23 protein-coding genes and 1 pseudogene are annotated in these 20,937 nt (G+C 47.9%); all 24 read left to right on the forward strand.

The features are described 5' to 3' along the window. The first annotated feature begins 21 nt into the window (after positions 1-21). Positions 22-228 (forward strand): stage III sporulation protein AC, encoded by a 207-nt coding sequence (gene spoIIIAC / locus M3212_RS18520; protein ID WP_251195445.1) that lies wholly within the window; start codon positions 22-24, stop codon positions 226-228. Between the two features lie 14 nt (positions 229-242). Continuing rightward, entirely contained in the window at positions 243-632 is a 390-nt protein-coding gene (spoIIIAD, locus tag M3212_RS18525; RefSeq protein ID WP_349774208.1) for a stage III sporulation protein AD, read from the forward strand. Positions 633-691: 59 nt separating this feature from the next. After that, on the forward strand, positions 692-1,867 hold the full coding sequence (gene spoIIIAE / locus M3212_RS18530; RefSeq protein ID WP_251195447.1) for a stage III sporulation protein AE: 1,176 nt from the start codon (positions 692-694) through the stop codon (positions 1,865-1,867). 13 nt (positions 1,868-1,880) lie between these two features. Beyond that, positions 1,881-2,537 carry a stage III sporulation protein AF gene (spoIIIAF, locus tag M3212_RS18535; protein ID WP_251195448.1) on the forward strand — a complete coding sequence of 219 codons (657 nt, stop codon included), beginning with the start codon at positions 1,881-1,883 and terminating at the stop codon, positions 2,535-2,537. Next, on the forward strand, positions 2,534-3,196 hold the full coding sequence (gene spoIIIAG / locus M3212_RS18540; RefSeq protein WP_251195449.1) for a stage III sporulation protein AG: 663 nt from the start codon (positions 2,534-2,536) through the stop codon (positions 3,194-3,196). The genes spoIIIAF and spoIIIAG overlap by 4 nt, the downstream gene beginning before the upstream one ends. Next, the gene (locus M3212_RS18545) at positions 3,196-3,840 is read left to right on the forward strand and encodes a SpoIIIAH-like family protein (protein ID WP_251195450.1); all 645 of its coding nucleotides are present in this window, start codon (positions 3,196-3,198) and stop codon (positions 3,838-3,840) included. The genes spoIIIAG and M3212_RS18545 overlap by 1 nt, the downstream gene beginning before the upstream one ends. Positions 3,841-4,004: 164 nt before the next feature. Then, positions 4,005-4,376, forward strand: a complete 372-nt coding sequence (locus M3212_RS18550) for a hypothetical protein (RefSeq protein WP_251195451.1) — start codon at positions 4,005-4,007, stop codon at positions 4,374-4,376. Positions 4,377-4,615: 239 nt separating this feature from the next. Continuing rightward, the gene (gene accB / locus M3212_RS18555) at positions 4,616-5,122 is read left to right on the forward strand and encodes an acetyl-CoA carboxylase biotin carboxyl carrier protein (protein ID WP_251195452.1); all 507 of its coding nucleotides are present in this window, start codon (positions 4,616-4,618) and stop codon (positions 5,120-5,122) included. Positions 5,123-5,136: 14 nt separating this feature from the next. Next, a complete protein-coding gene (gene accC / locus M3212_RS18560; RefSeq protein ID WP_251195453.1) occupies positions 5,137-6,522 on the forward strand; it encodes an acetyl-CoA carboxylase biotin carboxylase subunit in 1,386 nt (461 codons plus the stop codon). 2 nt (positions 6,523-6,524) lie between these two features. Next, complete coding sequence (locus M3212_RS18565) at positions 6,525-6,920, forward strand: Asp23/Gls24 family envelope stress response protein (RefSeq protein WP_251195454.1); 396 nt, start codon at positions 6,525-6,527, stop codon at positions 6,918-6,920. Between the two features lie 245 nt (positions 6,921-7,165). Further along, complete coding sequence (gene nusB, locus M3212_RS18570; RefSeq protein ID WP_251195455.1) at positions 7,166-7,573, forward strand: transcription antitermination factor NusB; 408 nt, start codon at positions 7,166-7,168, stop codon at positions 7,571-7,573. A 13-nt stretch (positions 7,574-7,586) separates the two neighbouring features. Then, positions 7,587-8,432, forward strand: a complete 846-nt coding sequence (gene folD / locus M3212_RS18575; protein WP_251195456.1) for a bifunctional methylenetetrahydrofolate dehydrogenase/methenyltetrahydrofolate cyclohydrolase FolD — start codon at positions 7,587-7,589, stop codon at positions 8,430-8,432. Between the two features lie 8 nt (positions 8,433-8,440). Continuing rightward, the gene (xseA, locus tag M3212_RS18580) at positions 8,441-9,802 is read left to right on the forward strand and encodes an exodeoxyribonuclease VII large subunit (protein WP_251195457.1); all 1,362 of its coding nucleotides are present in this window, start codon (positions 8,441-8,443) and stop codon (positions 9,800-9,802) included. Next, a complete protein-coding gene (gene xseB, locus M3212_RS18585; protein WP_251195458.1) occupies positions 9,799-10,032 on the forward strand; it encodes an exodeoxyribonuclease VII small subunit in 234 nt (77 codons plus the stop codon). Before xseA ends, xseB begins: the two co-directional genes overlap by 4 nt. A gap of 3 nt (positions 10,033-10,035) precedes the next feature. Further along, positions 10,036-10,926 (forward strand): polyprenyl synthetase family protein, encoded by an 891-nt coding sequence (locus M3212_RS18590; RefSeq protein ID WP_251195459.1) that lies wholly within the window; start codon positions 10,036-10,038, stop codon positions 10,924-10,926. A 700-nt stretch (positions 10,927-11,626) separates the two neighbouring features. Then, a complete protein-coding gene (locus M3212_RS18595) occupies positions 11,627-12,235 on the forward strand; it encodes a hypothetical protein (RefSeq protein ID WP_251195460.1) in 609 nt (202 codons plus the stop codon). A 10-nt stretch (positions 12,236-12,245) separates the two neighbouring features. Beyond that, positions 12,246-14,135 (forward strand): 1-deoxy-D-xylulose-5-phosphate synthase, encoded by a 1,890-nt coding sequence (gene dxs, locus M3212_RS18600; RefSeq protein ID WP_251195461.1) that lies wholly within the window; start codon positions 12,246-12,248, stop codon positions 14,133-14,135. Positions 14,136-14,140: 5 nt separating this feature from the next. Beyond that, on the forward strand, positions 14,141-14,959 hold the full coding sequence (locus tag M3212_RS18605; RefSeq protein WP_251195462.1) for a TlyA family RNA methyltransferase: 819 nt from the start codon (positions 14,141-14,143) through the stop codon (positions 14,957-14,959). Positions 14,960-15,243: 284 nt separating this feature from the next. Further along, positions 15,244-15,693, forward strand: coding sequence for a transcriptional regulator AhrC/ArgR (gene ahrC / locus M3212_RS18610; RefSeq protein WP_251195463.1), 450 nt, complete (start codon positions 15,244-15,246; stop codon positions 15,691-15,693). Positions 15,694-15,706: 13 nt separating this feature from the next. Then, complete coding sequence (gene recN / locus M3212_RS18615) at positions 15,707-17,428, forward strand: DNA repair protein RecN (RefSeq protein WP_251195464.1); 1,722 nt, start codon at positions 15,707-15,709, stop codon at positions 17,426-17,428. A 123-nt stretch (positions 17,429-17,551) separates the two neighbouring features. Continuing rightward, positions 17,552-18,829, forward strand: coding sequence for a SpoIVB peptidase (spoIVB, locus tag M3212_RS18620; RefSeq protein WP_251195465.1), 1,278 nt, complete (start codon positions 17,552-17,554; stop codon positions 18,827-18,829). Positions 18,830-19,058: 229 nt separating this feature from the next. Further along, on the forward strand, positions 19,059-19,865 hold the full coding sequence (gene spo0A, locus M3212_RS18625) for a sporulation transcription factor Spo0A (RefSeq protein ID WP_251195466.1): 807 nt from the start codon (positions 19,059-19,061) through the stop codon (positions 19,863-19,865). Between the two features lie 199 nt (positions 19,866-20,064). Further along, a pseudogene (locus tag M3212_RS18630) lies at positions 20,065-20,550 on the forward strand (transposase family protein); the annotation flags it as partial. A gap of 40 nt (positions 20,551-20,590) precedes the next feature. Next, complete coding sequence (locus tag M3212_RS18635) at positions 20,591-20,869, forward strand: cyclase family protein (protein ID WP_251195467.1); 279 nt, start codon at positions 20,591-20,593, stop codon at positions 20,867-20,869. Positions 20,870-20,937 lie beyond the last annotated feature (68 nt).

Below are 20,937 nucleotides of genomic sequence, written 5' to 3' on the forward strand. Positions count from 1 at the left end.
GCGGACAAAGGAGGAGAGGTTGTGATGTACGATGTGAACACGATTTTCCAAATTGCCGGAATCGGAATTGTTGTCGCGATGATCCATACGGTTTTAAAACAGATGGGAAAAGAAGATTGGGCGCATTGGGTGACATTGATCGGTTTTATCATTGTACTTTACATGGTGGCGACAATGGTCGATGACTTATTTCAAAAAATCAGGGGTGTTTTTTTGTTCCAGGGGTGAAGGAGTGGGTTGCGATTGACATCATTCAAATTGTCGGGTTAGGGCTGATTGCGACCTTCCTAGCCCTTGTTGTCAAAGAGCAAAAACCGATATTTGCTTTCATGTTAACGGTCTTTGTCGGCGTTTTGATTTTTCTCTTTTTAATTGATGAAATTACAAAAATTATCGAGATGCTTTCCGGTATTGCCGAGCAGGCGAATATGAACATGATGTACTTGCAAACAATTTTGAAAATCATCGGAATTGCCTATATTGCAGAATTCGGGGCGCAAATTGCAAAGGATGCGGGACAAGCCGCCATTGCTTCAAAGATTGAACTGGCAGGGAAAATTTTAATTCTTGTGATGGCGATTCCGATTCTGACAGCGGTGATCGAAGTCGTACTTACCTTGATTCCGAATTGAAGCTCCTTAGCGATGTACTCGATGACCACCTTCGTACGTGGAATGGAAGTGAGATCAAAATGAAGAAAGTCATATTTATACTCGGCTTTGCGCTCCTGCTCCTTGCCGTATGTCAGCCGGCGTCGGCCGAGGAAGAGAGAATGGACGAGCATGGCTTTGTCGAGCAGCAGCTCGAGCAGCTTCAACTTGACGAAGTAAGGAGCTACTGGGAGAAAATTTCAAACGAATATGGTGGTTTTTTGCCGGAAGGCCAAAAGGGTTCATTTCTGGAATTCGTTCGCGGTGAAAAGACATTCTCACCGAAGGAGTGGGGCATCGGCGCCGTTAAATTTTTGCTGCATGAGCTGTTAGTCAGCGGCAAGCTACTCGGTTCGCTTATTTTGCTGACGGTGTTCTGCATGATCCTTCAGTCGCTGCAAAACGCCTTTGAACAGCATACGATCAGTAAAGTCGCCTATGCGGTCACTTATCTCGTGCTGATGATTATTGCGTTGAACAGCTTTCATGTCGCGATCAGCTACGCCTCTGACGCGATCAGCAGCATGATTCATTTCATGATCGCCCTTCTTCCTTTGCTGTTGGCGATCATGGCATCGGTTGGCTCGATTACGTCGGCCGCTTTGTTTCATCCGCTGATTATTTTTTTCGTCAATACGAGCGGCCTTCTTATTCAGCACCTTGTCCTGCCGCTTTTGTTTTTGTCAACGATCCTGAGCATTGTCAGCACACTGACCGATCATTACAAGGTGACAAAGCTGGCGACTTTTCTCCGCAATTTGGCAGTCGGCATTCTCGGTGTTTTTCTGACGGTATTTTTAGGGGTCATATCGGTGCAGGGAGCATCGACAGCGGTGACGGACGGCATCACGGTCCGGACGGCTAAGTTTCTTGCCGGAAATCTGGTGCCTGTCGTCGGCCGAATGTTCACCGATGCCGCTGATACGGTGCTGAGCGCCTCACTGCTCTTAAAAAATACAATCGGCGTCGCCGGACTCGCGATCCTTTTATTGCTTTGCGCCTTTCCGGCGATGAAGGTCCTCTCGCTCGCCTTGATTTTTTCGATTTCATCGGCGGTGCTGCAGCCGCTTGGCGGAGGACCGATTATTGATTGCCTTTCGATTATCGGCAAATCCATGATGTTTGTCTTTGGCGCGATGGCCGTCGTTTGTCTGATGTTCTTCCTGGCGGTGACGATTATGATTGCCGCGGGAAATGTCTCGTTAATGATCAGGTGAGGAGGATAAGGAGATGGGATATATCACGGAATGGTTAACGACCATCATTTTGCTCATTTTGTTTGCGACTGTTCTTGAGCTGATGATCCCGAATTCAGCGATGCAGCGCTATGTCAAAATGGTCGTTGGCCTTATGCTTCTTGTCGTCATGCTCCAGCCGATTCTCTCCATTTTTCAGGAAGATGTGGACAGCTGGCTCTTTGCTTTAACAACCGAGGAGACAAATCGTGCCGAGCAGAACGTCACGAATTCGATAAATTTGCAAAAAAGAGAAATAGAGCTCGGCCAGCGTGCATATATTTCTGAACAGGTGGCTGTCCAATTAGAGAGTCAGGTGGCAGAAATGCTGGAAGAGGAGCATCATGTGAACATTGCACAAGTCGAGGTTGAACTGGCGGAGGATGCGGACGCCAATGAGCCTTTCATGGAACAGCAGATCAAAGCGGTCCATGTCGAGGTGCAGGAGCTTGAGCGTGAAGATGAACTTGAGCCGTCCGACGCAGTTGATGCTGTGGAGGTTGTCCGGATCGACACCTCTCTGTCAGTGGATGATCAAACCTCGAGCCGGACTGATGAGCTTAGCGACATCGTCCCGCTGCTCTCCGAATATTGGGACATCCCTGAAGAAATGATTTCAATCGCCTGGGAAGGGGGGAAACGAGCCGAATGAATCAGGATGAACAGAAGGATCGCCAATGGCTGACGACGTTATTCAAAAAGACGGATAACGGCAAGGGCCGGAAATGGCCTCTCCATTATGTGCTGCTTGTAGGCTGCATTGGAGTCGCGCTGATGATCACGGGCAACCTTCTGACAAACAGTACAGATGAAGAAGAACCATCCTTGCCCGTCTATCAGGAAGATCAGGAGGATGAAGCCGTTTTTGGATCAAGAGCCTCAGCCGAGCCGAATTCAATGGAAGATTATGAGATTCGATATGAGAATCAGCTGAAGGAGGCGCTTGAGCAGGTGGTTGGCTTGTCGGATGTTTCTGTGATGATCAACTTGGCTGAGACAGAACGTTATGTGTATGAAAAGGATACAAATACAAAGGTGCAAAACACCGATGAAACGGATCGTGAAGGGGGAACACGGCAGGTGGAGGATCACAGCAGGGAGGAGCAGGTTGTGATTATCCGAAATGGCGATAAAGAGGAACCGCTCCTGATTCAAAAAGAAAAACCAGAAGTCCGCGGAGTGCTAATCGTCGCCAAAGGCGTTGAAAACGCTCAGATAAAAAGCTGGGTGATAGAAGCTGTTAGTCGGGTGCTGGATGTTCCATCTCATCGAGTATCGGTCATGCCGAAAAAAACAAGGGAGGATTCATAATGGTCTTGAAGAAACAAACGGTTTGGTTGTTAACAATGTTGAGCTTGATTGTCGTCCTGTCTGTCTATTACGTTACATCTCCTAATCAAATTCCTGGTGATGAGGTCGCATATGTGGGGGATGAAGAAACCGGTGAAATGACACTGGAGCAAATGCCACATGAAGATCAGGGATCTGTCGTCGATATGGAGGAAGAGCTTGCAGAAGCAATGGAGGAGGCAAGTGAAGAAGGAGAGGCAGCAGGAAATGAAGAAGAAGCAGCAAGTGAAACGCTCTCTAATGCGGCTGGCAATGACACCTTCTCGACAATTCGGATGGACCTTCAGGCATCAAGAGACCGAATGGCCGAGGAGCTGACGCAAATCGTTGCTTCCGCTGATACTTCGGCGCTGATGAAGAGTGAAGCCCATGATAAGCGGCTGGAGCTTCAACGTCTGGCACAAAATGAAGCAACCTTAGAGACGCTGATCAAGGCGAAAGGCTATGAGGATGTTCTCGTCATGACGGAGGAAGACAGAGTCCGGGTCATTGTTCAGACAGACGAATTGTCACGGGCCGAAGCGAATGAAATTTATCATATGACCTTTGACCAGCTTGGAGCGGGAATGGATGTGGCGGTAACGCACCAGGCCCCGGCTCAGTAATAAAGCGAATAGTGAAAAAAGCGGTTTTGCGGTGGCAGGCTTCCACCGTGAAGCCGCTTGTTCATTTACGCCTTCTTTTATCGTGATCTTTCGCCAGAAGGTGCATCTCCTTATTTGTCTGTGATATAATACGCAACGTAACTTACTCGTGAGGAGAGATTGCCATGGAATGGACGGATTTAACTGAAGGTGCGAAAGCGGTACTTGAGCAAACACGCAATATGAAAAATGATAATATTCAAATCGTCGAATTCGAAATTGGATTCGAACAGGAATTTGAAGCAGGAGATCAAGACACCTATAAGGTTTCCATCCAAGAAGAGGATTATGAGAATCTAAAACGTTACACACAGGAAAATGAATATGGTGATAAATACCATATGGCTCGCAATAAGAATATCGTCAAAATTATTTTGTTGGAGGATGGGAAGATCCCGGATAACTTATCTGAGTTTCCTGTATTTCGCCAATATAAAAAGGATGCGCTCGTAAAAACAGAAGAAGAGAAAGAAATTACAGCCGACAGCGAAGAATAATGTGACGATGAAGGTGGGAGGCGGACAGTGAAGCCTGCGAAAGCAGGGCATCCGGTCCCGAAGAGGTGTGTTTAAAAGGAGATTCAACCCTTTTGACGCACCTCCTTCTTTCTTTTGTATTTTTTTCTTGGCTGAATCATCAATCTAAAAAAGGGAAATGAAAATTCCTGACGAAGATAAATAGGGTCAGTAGAATTGTATGGTATAATATGAAAAAATAAGATTAGGAGTGTACATATATGTTGAAAGTCCAAGAAATAAAAGAACTGATCAGAGCACTTGATCAATCGGATTTAGATGAGCTGAAGTTTGAGCAGGATGGAACAAAGCTCGTTTTGAAAAAGCAGCAGGCTGTACCTGTACAAGTACATGCACCCGCTGCAGCACCGGCTCCTGCTGCTGTAAGCCAGCCGCCGGTAAAACAGGTGGAAAGCGAAGTGTCCGCTACACCGGCACCGACTACGGAAAAAGCAGCGGTATCTGAAAGCAAGGCGAATGATGACAAGCTGCACACGATTACATCGCCGATGGTCGGAACATTTTATGCAGCACCGTCACCGGATGCCGATCCGTATGTCGCTACAGGGGACCAAGTCAAAGAAGAAAGCGTTGTCTGTATCGTCGAAGCAATGAAGCTAATGAATGAAATCGAAGCCGAAGTCAATGGGAAAATCGTCGATATTCTTGCTGAGAACGGGGAGCTTGTTGAGTATGGACAACCTCTGTTCGTCGTGGAGCTTAGCTAATTAGGAGAGATATGATGATAAAAAAGGTATTAGTTGCAAATCGAGGAGAAATTGCTGTCCGGATTATCCGCGCCTGCCGGGAGCTTAATATCGAAACAGTCGCGATCTATTCAGAGGCAGATAAGGATTCACTTCACGTCCGCCTGGCTGACGAAGCTTATTGCATCGGGCCGACAGCATCGAATAAGAGCTATCTTAATATCACAAATATTATGAGCGTCGCCACTTTGACAGAGGTTGACGCGATTCATCCGGGGTACGGCTTTTTAGCGGAGAATGCTGATTTCGCTGAAATTTGCGGAGCGTGCAATATTACGTTTGTCGGACCGAGTCCTTATGCGATTAACCAAATGGGAACGAAGGACGTTGCCCGGAAAACGATGGAGAAGGCCGGCGTACCGATTGTTCCTGGATCTGATGGGATTGTCGCCGATACCGATGCTGCGATAAAGGTCGCCGAGGAGATCGGCTATCCGGTCATTATAAAAGCGACAGCCGGCGGCGGAGGAAAAGGAATTCGTGTAGCGCGCACCGAAGAGGATCTGAAAAAAGGAATGAATCTGACCCAGCAGGAGGCAGCGACGGCATTCGGAAATCCTGGTGTATACATTGAGAAATTCATCGAGGACTTCCGTCATGTTGAAATTCAGGTGCTTGCTGATAATCATGGGAATGTCATTCACTTAGGTGAGCGTGATTGCAGTATTCAGCGTCGTCTGCAGAAGCTCGTTGAAGAAACGCCTTCTCCGGCACTGACACCGGAAAAGCGGGCGGAAATGGGTCTGGCAGCTGTAAACGCAGCGAAGGCCGTCAACTATTCAGGAGCAGGGACAGTTGAATTCATTTACGACCATACAAATGGCAACTTCTATTTTATGGAAATGAATACACGGATTCAAGTTGAGCATCCTGTAACAGAAATGGTGACGGGAATCGATTTAATTAAAGAACAGCTCCGTGTCGCTAGCGGAGAGGTGCTCTCCCATAAGCAGGAGGAGGTCACCTTTCAAGGCTGGGCGATTGAGTGCCGGATTAATGCTGAGAATCCGCGCAAAAACTTCATGCCGTCTCCGGGAAAGATCACGAATTATTTAGCACCGGGCGGCTACGGAGTTCGCGTTGATTCTGCGGCATATCCCGGCTATGTCATCTCGCCATTCTACGATTCGATGGTTGCCAAAGTGATTACGCACGGGGCGACGCGTGACGAGGCAGTGGCGAAAATGAGAAGAGCGCTTGAGGAATTTGAAATTGAAGGGGTAGAGACGACGATTCCTTTCCATCTCCGTCTTCTGCATCATGATACGTTTCTCTCAGGCGATTTCAATACGAAATTTCTTGAACAGCATGATGTGATGTCCGTCCAACTAAAATCCAACAGTGCAAAAATGGAGGAATAATGATGAACGAGAATCATATTTTAGAGCTTGAAGAGCAAAAGTCAGAGCTGGGAAAAGTTGAAATTTCACCGGAAGTAATTGAAGTCATTGCTGGAATTGCCGCATCAGAAGTGGACGGCGTCGCGACGATGCGCGGTAACTTTGCGACGGATGTCGCTGAAAAGCTTGGCCGTAAAAATCACGGCAAAGGCGTCAAAGTGGAACTTGGCGAGGACGGCATTACCGTAGATGTATCGGTTGTGATTACATACGGCGTGGCCGTACCAGAGGTGGCAAAGTTTATTCAATCGAACATTAAACAGGCGCTGCAAACAATGACCGCGATTGAGCTTCAGGCTGTCAATGTCCATGTTGTCGGTGTCCAGTTTGAGTCCGTTGAAGCAGAGGCCGATGAATAATCAGTAATTCGGCTTGAGGATGTTTCCGAAGAGAATTTACTCTTCTTTGGAAACATCCTCTTTTTTCTGGGTAAACTAGGTTATTGGAAGAAATCGAAAGGCTTGCATGAAGGGCCCGGTTCCGTTCTGCGCAAGCCCAAGCTTTGTCACAATTGAAAACTAAATTGTTCTGTTTTCATGAAACATGTTATGCTATTATCAACATAATAACTGTGCAAAAAACGCATGCTTAAAGGAGTTTGACAATGAACCGAAGACTAGCAAGACTAAGAGCTGCTCAAGCGCTCTATCAAATTGATTTAGCAGAAAGCTCCGTGGATGAAGCGATTGAAAGCGTGCTTGAAGAGGGAGAAGAACCAAGCCCGTTTATGAACGAACTCATTCGTGGCACGCTTGAGCATCTGCCGGAAATTGATCCCGTTATTTCTTCAAGTCTGCAAGGCTGGAGTCTCGAGAGAATGGGATTGGTTGACAGAGCGATTGTACGGATGTCTTTTTATGAAATGAAATACATTCAGGATGTTCCTCTAAGCGTTACGTTTAATGAAGGGATTGAACTGGCCAAGGCATTTGGCGGGGAAGAGTCGGGGCGTTTTATTAACGGTGTCCTGTCGAAAGCGATGGAAACAATTCAGGAAGATGTGCAAAAGTGAAGGAGTGGAGAGCATGACCGCAATGTTATTGAATGGTAAAGAACTCGCTCAGAAAAAGAGAGAGCAGTTGAAACATGACGTTGAAGCACTGACGCAACATCATCGTCAGCCAGGACTGGCTGTGATTCTTGTCGGGGAAGATCCGGCGTCGACAACATATGTCCGTTCGAAGCAAAAGGCCTGTGAACAGGCCGGCATTTATTCGGTGTTGATCAAAAAGGATGATACGATTTCAGAGGAAGAGCTGCTCAATGAAATTGACCGTCTGAATGAAGATCCGAAAATTGACGGCATTCTCGTGCAGCTGCCGATTCCAGAGCATATTTCCGAGCAGGCGGTAATCGAGCGGATTCATCCGGATAAGGATGTCGATGGTTTTCATCCGATCAATATCGGGAAAATGATGACCGGGGAAGAAACATTTTTACCTTGCACGCCATATGGGGTTATTGAAATGTTAAAGGAAGCGAAAATCGAGATTGCCGGAAAGCACGCCGTGATCGTCGGTCGAAGCAACATCGTCGGAAAGCCGGTTGGCCAGCTGCTGCTTAATGAGAATGCGACCGTTACCTACTGTCACTCAAGGACGAAAAATTTAAGAGAGATGACGAAGCAGGCTGATATCCTGATTGTTGCGATCGGTCGCCCGAACTTTATTGAAGCCGCGGATGTGAAGCCGGGTGCTGTCGTTGTCGATGTCGGCATTAACCGTGTCGACGGAAAGCTTTGCGGAGACGTTGATTTTGAAGGAGTTAAAGAGGTAGCTTCGCATCTTACTCCTGTTCCGGGCGGGGTTGGTCCGATGACGATTACAATGCTGCTTGAAAATACCGTTCAATCCGCCCGCAAACGGATATAGGTGGTTGGATGAAAGCGCAAGACATCTATACGATCTTAGAAGCGACGAGATACATAAAGGCTATGATGGAAGAGGATGTGCTGCTTCAGGACATTTGGCTGCGTGGGGAGCTGTCAAATGTAAAATGGCATAGCCGGGGTCATCTGTACTTCACGATCAAAGACGATCAATCCAGAATGCAGGCAGTGATGTTTGCCGGACATAATCGTTACTTAGCCTTCAGGCCTGAGAACGGCATGAAGGTCCTTCTGCGCGGGGAAATCAATGTGTACGAGCCTTATGGCCAGTACCAGTTTTATGCAAAGGAAATGCAGCCTGATGGAATCGGCAGTCTCTATCTTGCTTATGAAGAGCTGAAGGAAAAGCTGCAGGCTGAGGGGCTGTTTGACGCCGGACGGAAGCGGGCAATTCCCGCTCATCCGAAGCGGATCGCGATTATTACGTCGCCAACAGGAGCGGCGATTCAGGATATTTATACGACGCTGAAGCGGCGTTATCAGCTGGCCCAGCTGACGCTGTTTCCAGTCCTTGTGCAAGGAGAGCAGGCGCCGGGGTCCATTGTTGCGGCGATTGAACAGGCTTCGGCTGCTGGTTGCTTCGATGTGATGATTGTCGGCCGTGGCGGCGGTTCGATTGAGGAGCTTTGGGCCTTCAATGATGAACAGGTGGCAAGGACGATTGCCGCGGCAACCGTGCCCGTGATATCGGCCGTCGGCCATGAAACCGACTATACGATCAGCGATTTTGTCGCTGATTTGCGCGCACCGACTCCGACTGCGGCCGCTGAGCTGGCAGTGCCGGATCAACAGGAGCTAACAAGAATGATCAGCGCGCTGGAACGGCAGCTTATCCGTGGAATGAAGGAGCGTCTTGAAAGAGAAACGAGCCGGCTCAGCCGGCTTCAGCGCTCCTATGCTTTCCGTTATCCAGGTCAGCTGGTGAGACAGAAGGAACAGGAGCTGGACGGTCTGATCGAGCGGCTGAAGCGGGCGATGAAATATCGAGTCGCCGAACCGGTAAACCGGCTAAACACCACGACCGGACGCCTGAAGCGGCTTCACCCCGACCAACAGTTGATGTTGGCGAAGGAACGAACGGAGCGGCTTGAGCAGGCTCTGATCAAAAGCATGCAGACGCGGCTTAAGAGCGGTCAGCAGGCTTTTCAGAAAAGGCTCGGTGAATTGCAGCTACTCAGTCCGTTGCGCTTAATGGATCGTGGTTACAGTCTTGTGTATGATGAACAAAACAAATTGCTTAAATCAGTCGCGCAGGTCGAGCTTGGTCAGCCGGTCCAGATTCAATTTCAGGACGGAGAGGTCAACTGCCGCGTCGAGGATAAACAATTCATTGCCAGGGGGGAGAAGGAATGACAGAGGAAAAAGAACGCAGCTTTGAAGAGGCGCTGAACGAGCTGGAAGAGGTTGTCGAGAAGCTCGAAGAAGGGGATGTTCCGCTGGAAGAGGCGATCTCGATGTTTCAGGTGGGGATGGCGCTTTCCAAGCAATGCCATGAGAAGCTGATAAAAGTTGAAAAGCAAATGGATCAGATTCTTCACCCGGATGGAGAGATTGAAGAATTAACATTCCGGGAGGAAGAGTAAACCGTGGATAAACAGCTACATCAGTTTTTACAGAAGCAAAGGGAAGTCATTGAACAAAAGCTGCCAACTTGCATTGAACGACTTCAAGCGCCTGAAACGTTAAAAAAGTCGATGCTCTACTCCTTGCATGCCGGAGGGAAACGGATTCGACCGGCGCTTTTATTAGCGACGCTGCACAGCTTTGGCAAACCGACCGAGGCGGGTCTTGACGTTGCCTGTGCGATTGAAATGATTCACACCTATTCCCTGATTCATGATGATCTTCCGGCAATGGATGATGATGATATGAGAAGGGGGAAGCCGACCAATCACAAGGTTTACGGGGAAGCTGCCGCAATTTTAGCCGGAGATGCCCTGTTGACGTTCAGCTTTGAACTTGTTGCCGGCACTGAAAAAGGAGAGCTTTCCGCTGAGCAGAAATTGCGGATTATCGCCGAAATAGCTAAAGCTTCAGGTCCAGAGGGGATGGTCGGTGGACAAATCGCCGACATTGAAGGGGAAAACCGGCAATTAACACTTGAGGAACTAACCTATATACACCACCATAAGACAGGGGACCTGCTTACGAGTGCCATTGTTTCTGGAGCGATTATTGCCGGAGCAGACCGGGAAGATACGGAAAATCTTCGCCTGTTCGCAAAAGAACTCGGTCTGCTGTTTCAAATCAAGGATGATATTCTTGATGTCGAAGGCGATGCCGAGATGATCGGCAAGCCTGTTGGAAGCGATCATGACAATAATAAAAGCACCTATCCAAGTTTGCTCGGCATGGACGGGGCAAAGCAGGAAATTGAAGCGCATAAGAAAAAAGCAAAGGAATATTTATATAATGTGAGGATGGATCACCGACTTTTGGAGGCATTTACGGATTATGTCGCGGACAGGGATCACTAGTACCTGGCTTTTCCATTGAGCAACACCCCTGCTCATGTTATAATGAATAGTAAACGAGAGTGGTGCAGTATTCTAGTCGGTTCTCCGTTCTTGAAGGCGGGGCTAAAAATCCGCCAAAGGGCACATCGATGAAGCTCCTTGTTTCGGCTTGAGGCGCCCAGCCTTGGGTCGAAGCTGGGAGATAAGGTAATAGGGCGATCCGCAAAGGCATGTGGGCGATGACCCTGTTACCGTGGAGGCCTTTTACCCGGTGGATACGCGTGTATTTTACCAGGGTAAAGGGTATGAACCTGCAACGGCAAGCTAGGGAGCTTGTCTGCAGCGTAGCCTGCCTTGAGTGGAGCTAGAGGGGATTATGGATAAAGGATTTGGCGGCAGTCGGCCAACTGTTGCTGAATTTTACCCGTATGAAATCTACTCTGCAAAAGAGGATAAAAGAACGGCACGGGACCGCCGAGGAAATCTCCTAGACTGTTCGATCGACATTTAAAGAGGATTACAGTGTAGACTAAGTGGTAATCCAGTCTGGCGTATGGCGACAGCGCCAAATTCAGCATAAAGGGAAACCGCCGTTGCGGCGACGCAGCGGTGCTGAATTGGGAAATCCTACTGGACCTAAGCTACAGAGTTTACTCTTTAAATGACCACTCCATTACATAGGTACGGGGACTTTATAAAAAAAGGTGATAGAGAAGCGCTTATGAAACCTCTTCAGAAATCAATACAGTGGAGCTTGGGAATTGCCGTTATCACTCTGGTGTTAGCGGCTATTTTTTCAGTTATTTCAACGTTTATATTAAGCGGCGTTACATGGGCGCTCGGGATGCTCATCGTTCTGCTGATTGTTTTTATCGGGGTGTTTTTTGATACAATAGGAGTCGCAGCCACTGCGGCCGATGAGAAGCCCTTTCATGCGATGGCTTCTGAGAGGCTTCATGGCGCAAAGCATGCGGTTCTTATTACGAGAAACGCGGACCGGTTTGCGAACTTCTGTAATGACGTGATCGGCGACATTTCAGGGATAGTAAGTGGAACCGCTTCCGCTTATGTCGTGCTCCAGCTCTCTTTACAGCTCGGCTATGGGGAAACATCGGTTCAGCAGTTTGCGATCTCGGTATTGTTTACAAGCGTCGTCGCTGCGTTGACGGTTGGCGGAAAAGCGCTTGGAAAAACGTTTGCGATCCATTATTCCACCTCAATCATTTATCAAGTTGGTAGATTATTGTACATTTTAGAGGTAAACTTGAAAATAAAAGTGTTTGCAACAAATGGAAAAGGGAAGAAAAAAGACAAATTGACACGAAAGTGAGGGTTCTCACGTGAAGCTAGAGGATTGGAAAGACCCAGGCGAGCTGAAGAACTATTCTAAGAAGCAATTGGAGGAGCTCGGCGAGGAAATACGCCATTTTCTTATTGAAAAGCTCTCCGTCACTGGCGGTCATCTTGGACCTAATTTAGGAGTTGTGGAGCTAACCCTGATTCTGCATCAGCTGTTTGACAGTCCAAAGGATAAATTCATTTGGGATGTCGGACATCAGGCTTATGTTCACAAAATTTTAACGGGACGAGCTGACCAGTTTGACAAGCTTCGGCAATATAAAGGATTGTGCGGCTTTCCAAAGCGTAATGAAAGTGAGCATGACGTATGGGAAACCGGACACAGCTCGACGTCGCTTTCCGCGGCGATGGGGATGGCGACAGCGCGCGATTTAAAAGGGACCGACGACCACGTCGTGGCCATTATCGGCGATGGCGCACTGACCGGAGGAATGGCCTTGGAGGCGCTCAACCATATTGGTCATGAACAGACGAATTTAATCGTCGTCTTAAATGATAATGAAATGTCGATCGCGCCAAATGTCGGAGCATTGCATAATGTTCTCGGGCGGCTGCGCACGGCTGGAAAATATAAAAAGGCCAAGGAAGAGCTTGAGCAATTGATCAAGAAGATCCCGGCCTTCGGCGGCAAGATTGCCTCAACAGCGGAGCGGGTCAAGGACAGCCTGAAATACTTGCTCGTTTCCGGTATTTTCTTCGAAGAGCTTGGCTTTACTTATTTAGGACCGGTTGATGGACATGATCTGGATGATTTGACGGAAAACCTGAATTTTGCGAAGAAGACGAAAGGGCCTGTACTCGTTCACGTTTTGACGAAAAAAGGTAAGGGCTACGAGCCGGCGGAAAATGATGCTAAAGGAACATGGCATGGTCTTGGACCGTACAAAATTGAATCCGGTGAAGTGGTGAAAAAGCCGGGACCGCCGAGCTACAGCGGTGTTTTTGCCGAGACGCTCAAGAAAATCGCCCGTGGGGACAAGCGCATTGTCGCTTTGACAGCGGCGATGCCTGGCGGGACAAAGCTGGACGTTTTCGCGAAGGAGTTCCCGGAGCGGATGTTTGATGTCGGAATTGCCGAACAGCATGCGACGACGATGGCTGGTGGCCTAGCAACGCAAGGGATGAAGCCTGTCTTTGCTGTTTACTCGACGTTTTTGCAGCGCGGCTATGACCAACTTGTCCATGATGTGTGCCGGCAAAATTTGAACGTTGTGTTTGCAATTGATCGCGCTGGATTGGTCGGAGCGGATGGAGAGACGCATCAAGGTGTCTTTGATATTGCCTATCTCCGCCATTTGCCAAACATGAAAATTTTAATGCCGAAGGATGAAAACGAGCTTCAGCATATGATTTTCACGGCGACGCAATATGATGATGGTCCGATCGCTGTCCGCTACCCGCGTGGAAATGGATACGGCGTTAAGATGGATGAAGAGCTGCAACGGTTGCCAATCGGCAAATGGGAGCAGCTTGAGGAAGGAACCGATGCCTGCATCCTGACGTTTGGAACGATGCTGCCGGTCGCCGAAGAGGCGATCGCTCAGCTTCGGACCCAAGGCTATTCGATTCGTCTCGTCAACGCGAACTCGGCAAAACCGCTTGATGAAGACCTGCTCCATAGCCTTGCGAAGGAACAGATTCCGGTTCTGACGATTGAAGAAGCTGCTTTACAAGGCGGTTTCGGCAGTGCCGTACTCGAATTTTTCCACGATCACGATTATCACCATATGGAAATAAAGCGGATGGGGATTCCGGATGAATTTATCGAGCATGGTAATGTCTCCCAGCTATTGGAAGAGATTGGCTTGACTTCAGCGGCGATTACTGAGCAGATGCGGTCGATGCTTCCGCAAAAAAGACAGAGGGCGTAACAACGATGGCAAAGAAAGAACGGATTGATGTACTGCTTGTGGAACGGGGTCTGGCGGAGACACGTGAGAAGGCGAAGCGCTCGATTATGGCCGGACTCGTTTTTACAGGAACGGAGAGAATAGACAAGCCGGGTCTGAAGGTCGAGCGGGATCTCCCGCTCGAGATTAAAGGAAACCCGCTGCCCTATGTCAGCCGCGGCGGCTTGAAGCTTGAAAAAGCGCTGCAGCAATTTGACCTGGACCTTACTGATAAAGTCGTGCTTGATATCGGCGCTTCGACCGGCGGATTTACCGACTGCTCCTTGCAAAATGGCGCGTCAACGGTTTATGCGCTTGATGTCGGCTATAACCAGCTCGCCTGGAAGCTGAGACAGGACGAGCGGGTCGTCGTGATGGAGCGGACGAATTTCCGCTATGTCAAACCTGCTGACTTTGTTAACGGCTTGCCCCAGTTTGCGACAATTGATGTTTCCTTTATTTCGCTAAAGCTGATTTTGCCGGTGCTGAAGACGATTCTCGTCGAAGGCGGCGAGGTGCTCGCCCTTGTGAAACCGCAGTTTGAAGCAGGGCGGGAGCAGGTTGGCAAGAAAGGAATTGTCCGTGATAAGAAGGTCCATCTTGGCGTTCTTGAACACATTTCCGACTTCGCTCTCAAAGAAGGGTTCGATGTGTGTGCCCTTAGCTATTCTCCGATTACCGGTGGAGAGGGGAATATCGAGTTTTTGATGCATTTGCGTTTGCAACAGCGGGATGGCGAAGGACGGCTGCTGGAAAAGAACTCATTTACCGAGCTTGTCGAGCAGGCCCACAGTGAGTTGACATGAAGACAAGGCTTTCTTGAAAGTGAAGCAATCATTTCAGGAAAGTCTTTTTTTAAAACAGACAAGAAAGTGGAAACATTATCGAAATGATGCGGGAAGGGCGACAGCTTCGCGCTCATGCGGATCGCTGAAAAATGCCTGTTTTCGGACACCTTCAAAGATTGTAACGGCTCTGCACGCCGCTTCTAAGAAAACCGCGTGGCGGTTTTCTTATTTTTCGTAGTTGTATTAGGAAACGAATATGTAGATAATAGTAGGTAAGATAAGCGAGGAATGGGTGGAAAGGTATGAATAAGGGACAACGACATATTAAAATTCGCGAAATTATTTCCAATCATGAGGTGGAAACGCAGGACGAGCTCGTTGAGCAGCTGCGCCGCTCCGGCTATAATGTCACGCAAGCGACCGTTTCACGGGATATTAAGGAGCTTCATTTAGTGAAAGTGCCGATGCTCGACGGCCGCTATAAATACAGTCTGCCTGCCGACCAGCGCTTTAATCCATTGCAAAAATTAAAGCGGGCCTTGATGGACAGCTTTGTTAGCATTGACTGTGCAGAAAATCTTGTCGTGATCAAAACATTGCCGGGAAACGGGAACGCGATTGCGGTCTTAATTGACAACCTCGACTGGGAGGATGTCATTGGGACGATCTGCGGAGACGATACAATTTTGATTATTTGCCGCACGAAGGAAGCTGGTCCGAAAATAACGGATCGTTTTTTAGAGATGCTATAAAGGTGGAGGGTATATGCTAATCGAATTATCGATCAAACATTTCGCGATTATCGAAGAGCTGACAATTCCATTTGAGAAAGGCTTAACTGTTCTGACTGGAGAGACCGGAGCCGGTAAATCGATTATTATTGACGCAATTGGACTTTTATTAGGCGGCCGGGGCTCAGCCGAATACGTCAGATATGGGGAAAAGCGCGCGGAAATCGAGGGGCTGTTTATCGTCGAGGACGATCATCCGGTAATGAAGAAGGCGGAAGAGCTTGGCATTGACGGACGGGATTCAATGTTTATTTTACGGCGTGACATAACGTCACAAGGGAAAAGCATTTGCCGAATTAACGGCAAGCTCGTCACGATCGCTGTCCTGCGGGAAATTGGACAGGCACTCGTCGATATTCACGGTCAGCATGAGCATCAGTCATTGCTCCAGTCCGAGCAGCACCTCGGGATGCTTGACGGCTTCGCCCATCAGGAGCTTCGCCAGACCCAGCTTGAATATCAGGCGCTCTACCGCCGGGCGATGCAGCTTCAGAAACAGGTGCGCAGCTTAAGCGAAAATGAGCAGGAAATGGCGCAGAAGATCGACCTGTTTAAATATCAGCTTGAGGAAATTGAAAAAGCGGATCTTAAGCCAAATGAGGATGTGGAGCTGGGCGAGGAGCGTCATAAGCTTGCGCATCTTGAACGGCTGTTCTCCTTATTGGAGAACAGCTACCGCAGCCTGTATGGGGAAGGGAGCGGGCTTGATTTTCTGAGCAATACGGTCTCACATCTTGAGGAAGCAGCGACGATTGACAAAGAGCTGAAAGACGTTCAGGAAACGGTCAGCAACAGTTACTACTTGCTTGAAGAGGCTGCATTTTCATTGAGGGATTATCTTGAAAAAATCGAATTTGATCCAAACCGGCTTGAATACATTGAAAGCCGGCTTCATGATATTCAGCAGCTGAAGCGGAAGTACGGCTCGACGGTTGATGAAATATTAGAATATGCGGCGAAAATTGAAGAGGAGCTTGACTCAATTATTCATAAGGATGACCGCCTGATCAAGCTGCAGGAGCAGCTGCAGACGATCTGGAATGATTTATATGTCGAGGCAAAGGCGTTACGGTCGATTCGGAAAGAAGCGGCACTTGCTTTAACGGAGGCGATTCATCATGAATTGCGCTCTCTCTACATGGAGAAAACATCTTTTGCGGTTCAAATTGATCCGCTTGAAAGCAGTAAAAATACAGCTGTCATTCAAGGGGAGGAAATGGCATTCGGACCGGATGGAGCGGATGCGGTGGAATTCTACATATCGACCAACCCGGGAGAGCCGATGAAGCCATTGGCGAAAATCGCTTCAGGTGGTGAGATTTCCAGAATTATGCTTGCGCTGAAATCGATTTTTTCTGACCAGCAGGGCATTACGTCGGTTATTTTTGATGAGGTGGATACTGGAGTAAGCGGCCGTGTCGCCCAGGCGATCGCCGAGAAAATTCACGGCATTTCAAGCGGCTCGCAAGTTCTTTGCATCACTCATCTGCCGCAGGTTGCCGCGATGGCGGACACGCATTTGTTTATTGAAAAGCATGAAACAAACCAAAGAGTGGTGACGTCTGTCACACCGTTAACAACAGACGAGCAGGTTGAAGAAATCGCCAGGATGATTTCCGGAGTCGAAGTGACGGACCTGACGAAAGAGCATGCAAAAGAGCTGTTGGAATTAGCGCGGCAGCATAAGCGAGTTTGAAAAGCTAGCCAATAGTGGTTAGCTTTTTTCTGTTGTCGCGGTTATAAATGTAACGCTGCAAGGCAACATTAGTATTACAGCCAATTATGGAGGTGTGGGCAAGGAGCTAGGAGAGTGAAGTGAGTGAAAGGTGAAGTGGTAAGAAAGACAATAGGTGTAATCCTTCTAACGGTTGTCGTAGGCTTGGGCTTCTCTGTCGGCGTACGCGAATGGATCAGTATTCCCACCAGCATGGTTGTGTTTGAAGGGGATGACGGCCCAATTTTAGACGCTGTCGAGTCATTTGAAGTGGTCACTGCGGCCACGATGACGGAAACGAAGCCGAATTCGGATGGAATGGATGCCGGATCTGACAAGCAGATATCCTTAGAAGTAGCAGGATTTCCAGTTAAAACGATTGATGTCTCGGTGCTGCCAAAAATAGAAGTCGTTCCAGGAGGGCAGTCAATCGGAGTAAAGCTGAATACAGAGGGTGTCCTCATTGTCGGCCATCATCTTATTAAGACCGGGCAAGGTGAACAATCGCCTGGTGAAGAGGCCGGCATCGAAGTCGGTGACATGATTACGAAAATTGACGACCAACCGATCCAGAGAATGAGCGAGGTTGGGGAATATGTTCAGGCCGCCGGGGAAGCTGGTCGTCATGTAAAGCTCGAAATAAAAAGAGATAAGCAAACGATTCACAAAGAGCTAAAGCCGCTCAAGGCCGATGGGGAGCATTTTTATCGAATGGGCCTTTATATTCGCGATTCGGCCGCCGGAGTTGGAACATTGACATTTTATGAACCTGAATCGAAAAAGTACGGGGCGCTGGGACATGTCATTTCTGATGTAGATACTCATCAGCCGATTGTTGTCCATGACGGTCACATTATTCGTTCCTCGGTGACTTCCATTGAAAAGGGCAGCAATGGGGACCCGGGCGAGAAGCTGGCCAGTTTCACCGGGCAGCGTGATATTTTAGGCGATATTGAGAAAAACAGCTCTTTCGGTATTTTTGGGACATTGAAAAAGACGAACTTAAAAAACCATCATCATGATGAAAAAATGCCTGTCGCTTTATCAACGCATGTGAAAGAGGGACCGGCCAAGATTTTGACGGTCGTTAATGGAGAAGATGTGGAAGAATTTGATATCGAAATTGTGAGCTCCGTACCTCAAAAACAGCCGGCGACTAAGGGAATGGTCATTAAGGTCACAGACCCTAAGCTGTTGGAAGAGACAGGAGGAATTGTTCAGGGGATGAGCGGAAGCCCGATTATTCAAGATGGAAAAATCATCGGGGCTGTCACGCATGTATTTGTTAACGATCCAACATCAGGCTATGGTTGTCATATCAGCTGGATGCTGGAAGAAGCCGGAATTACGGAATTATCGACTGAAAAAGCCAAAGCGAGTTAGTCGCTTTGGCTTTTTCAGTCGTCTTTTTATGGTATAATAAAGAAAATTCGACAAAGGTTGTTCAATGGAGATTGTCAAATATCGAATCAAGTCGAAAATCGAAGTAAATCGTTGAATTCATTAGGAAATGTGAAAAAAACAAATAAATTCAAATAATTAGAAGGAATTTACATGCCACTGTCGAATTCGTACACTATGCCATATTACAGGGAACAAGGAGGACTTTTTTGTGCAAAAAGTTAATGTTTGTATAGCGGACGATAATCGGGAGTTAGTAAATTTACTGAATGAATACATCTCGGCTCAAAATGACATGCAAGTCATTGGTACAGCTTTTAACGGGCAGGAATGTCTGAGCTTAATTGAGGAAAAAGAGCCCGATGTCTTAATTTTGGATATTATTATGCCTCATTTAGATGGCTTGGCTGTTTTAGAAAGAATGGGCCAAATGAAAATGAGCAAAAAGCCGAATATTATAATGCTGACGGCATTTGGTCAGGAGGATGTCACAAAGCGGGCAGTTGATTTAGGGGCTTCGTACTATGTGTTAAAGCCGTTTGATATGGAAGTGCTGATTACGAATATTCGTGACATCAGCGGACAAAAACGGACCTTTATCCAAAATCAGCATTCCTCATCTTCTGTCCATTCCCAAATGGCAACGGAAAATCGAGGCGGCTCCTTTAATTTGGATGCAAGCATTACGAGTATCATTCACGAAATTGGCGTTCCGGCGCATATTAAAGGGTATATGTACTTACGCGAAGCAATCACGATGGTGTATAACAATATTGAATTACTCGGCTCCATTACAAAAATTCTTTATCCGGATATTGCGAAGAAATTCAACACTACTGCGAGTCGGGTGGAAAGGGCTATTCGGCATGCGATCGAAGTCGCATGGAGCCGCGGGAATATTGACTCGATTTCAAGCCTGTTCGGCTACACGGTGAGCCATTCGAAGGCGAAGCCGACAAACAGTGAATTCATTGCGATGGTGGCTGACAAGCTGCGGATAGAACATAAAGTGTCTTAACCAGGAAGCGAGCAGCATCTTCTATTTTAGGGACTTCCCTCTAAATAGAAGGTGCTTTTTATTTTTCCGGCTCTAAAATAAATGTTGGGGTATTCGCCCAATGAGGACAAAAAAAGACACGCAAGCTCCTTTGATCCTGTTATCCTTGAATTGATGAGAAACAAAGAAAGGATGGAGCTGCGTGCAACAAAAGTCTATCATGAAAATCCCAGGATTAAAAGAGGTTTGCGTGACAAAGATAGAGGAACGAGAGAGTGGAATTGCCCTTCATGTGGAAATGCCAAAAGAGCGACATTCGTGCCCCGCATGTGGGAAAAAGACGGACCGTGTCCATGATTACCGGATGCAGAAGATCCAGCATTTGAAGTGGTTTGAGCGCAAGGTGACGCTTTTTTATCGCAAGCGCCGTTATGCGTGCCCGTGTGGAAAGCGGTTTGCGGAAAAGGTGACGTTTGTGGAGAGGTACCAAAGGCAAACGGTGGAATGGAACCAGGCCCTGCGGATGCGGTTGATTGAGGGGAAGAATTTCCGGGATACCGCCAGGCAATGTCACACGTCTCCCCCAACAGCGATGCGTCGCTTCGATGACCTAGCAGCTCCGCTTGTCAAAGAGGTGAACCACCTTCCTCCTGTGATTGCGATTGATGAGTATAAAGCCGACACGCGAGAAGGGAAATACCACTTGAGGCTATGATACGCGCGAATTCTGGTCAAAGGCTCCTTATGTGACAATGGAAGCGGCTCAATGGCTGCATGAGAAAAAGCCGGAAGCCGTGGCATTTGATTTCCCACAGGACTATCCGTTGAAGCTGATAGACAGTGAAAATCCGTTTCAAGTGAAGGATATGCCGACACATGAACTGCTTTTGAAGAACGGCATTCTCTTAATCGAATATTTGTGCAATCTTTCACAAGTGACGAAGCAGCGTGTTCAGTTTATTTGTCTGCCGCTGAAGCTCGAAGGATTTGAAGGGGCCCCGGCCCGGGCGGTCATAATCGAGTAGAAATTAGTCGGCGTATAGAGAACTGAGGAAACCAGTGCTTGCTATTGGCGCAACGCTCCCGTTGGAGA

The sequence above is a fragment of the Halalkalibacter oceani genome (assembly GCF_023715705.1).
GTDB lineage: Bacteria > Bacillota > Bacilli > Bacillales > Bacillaceae_D > Halalkalibacter > Halalkalibacter oceani_A.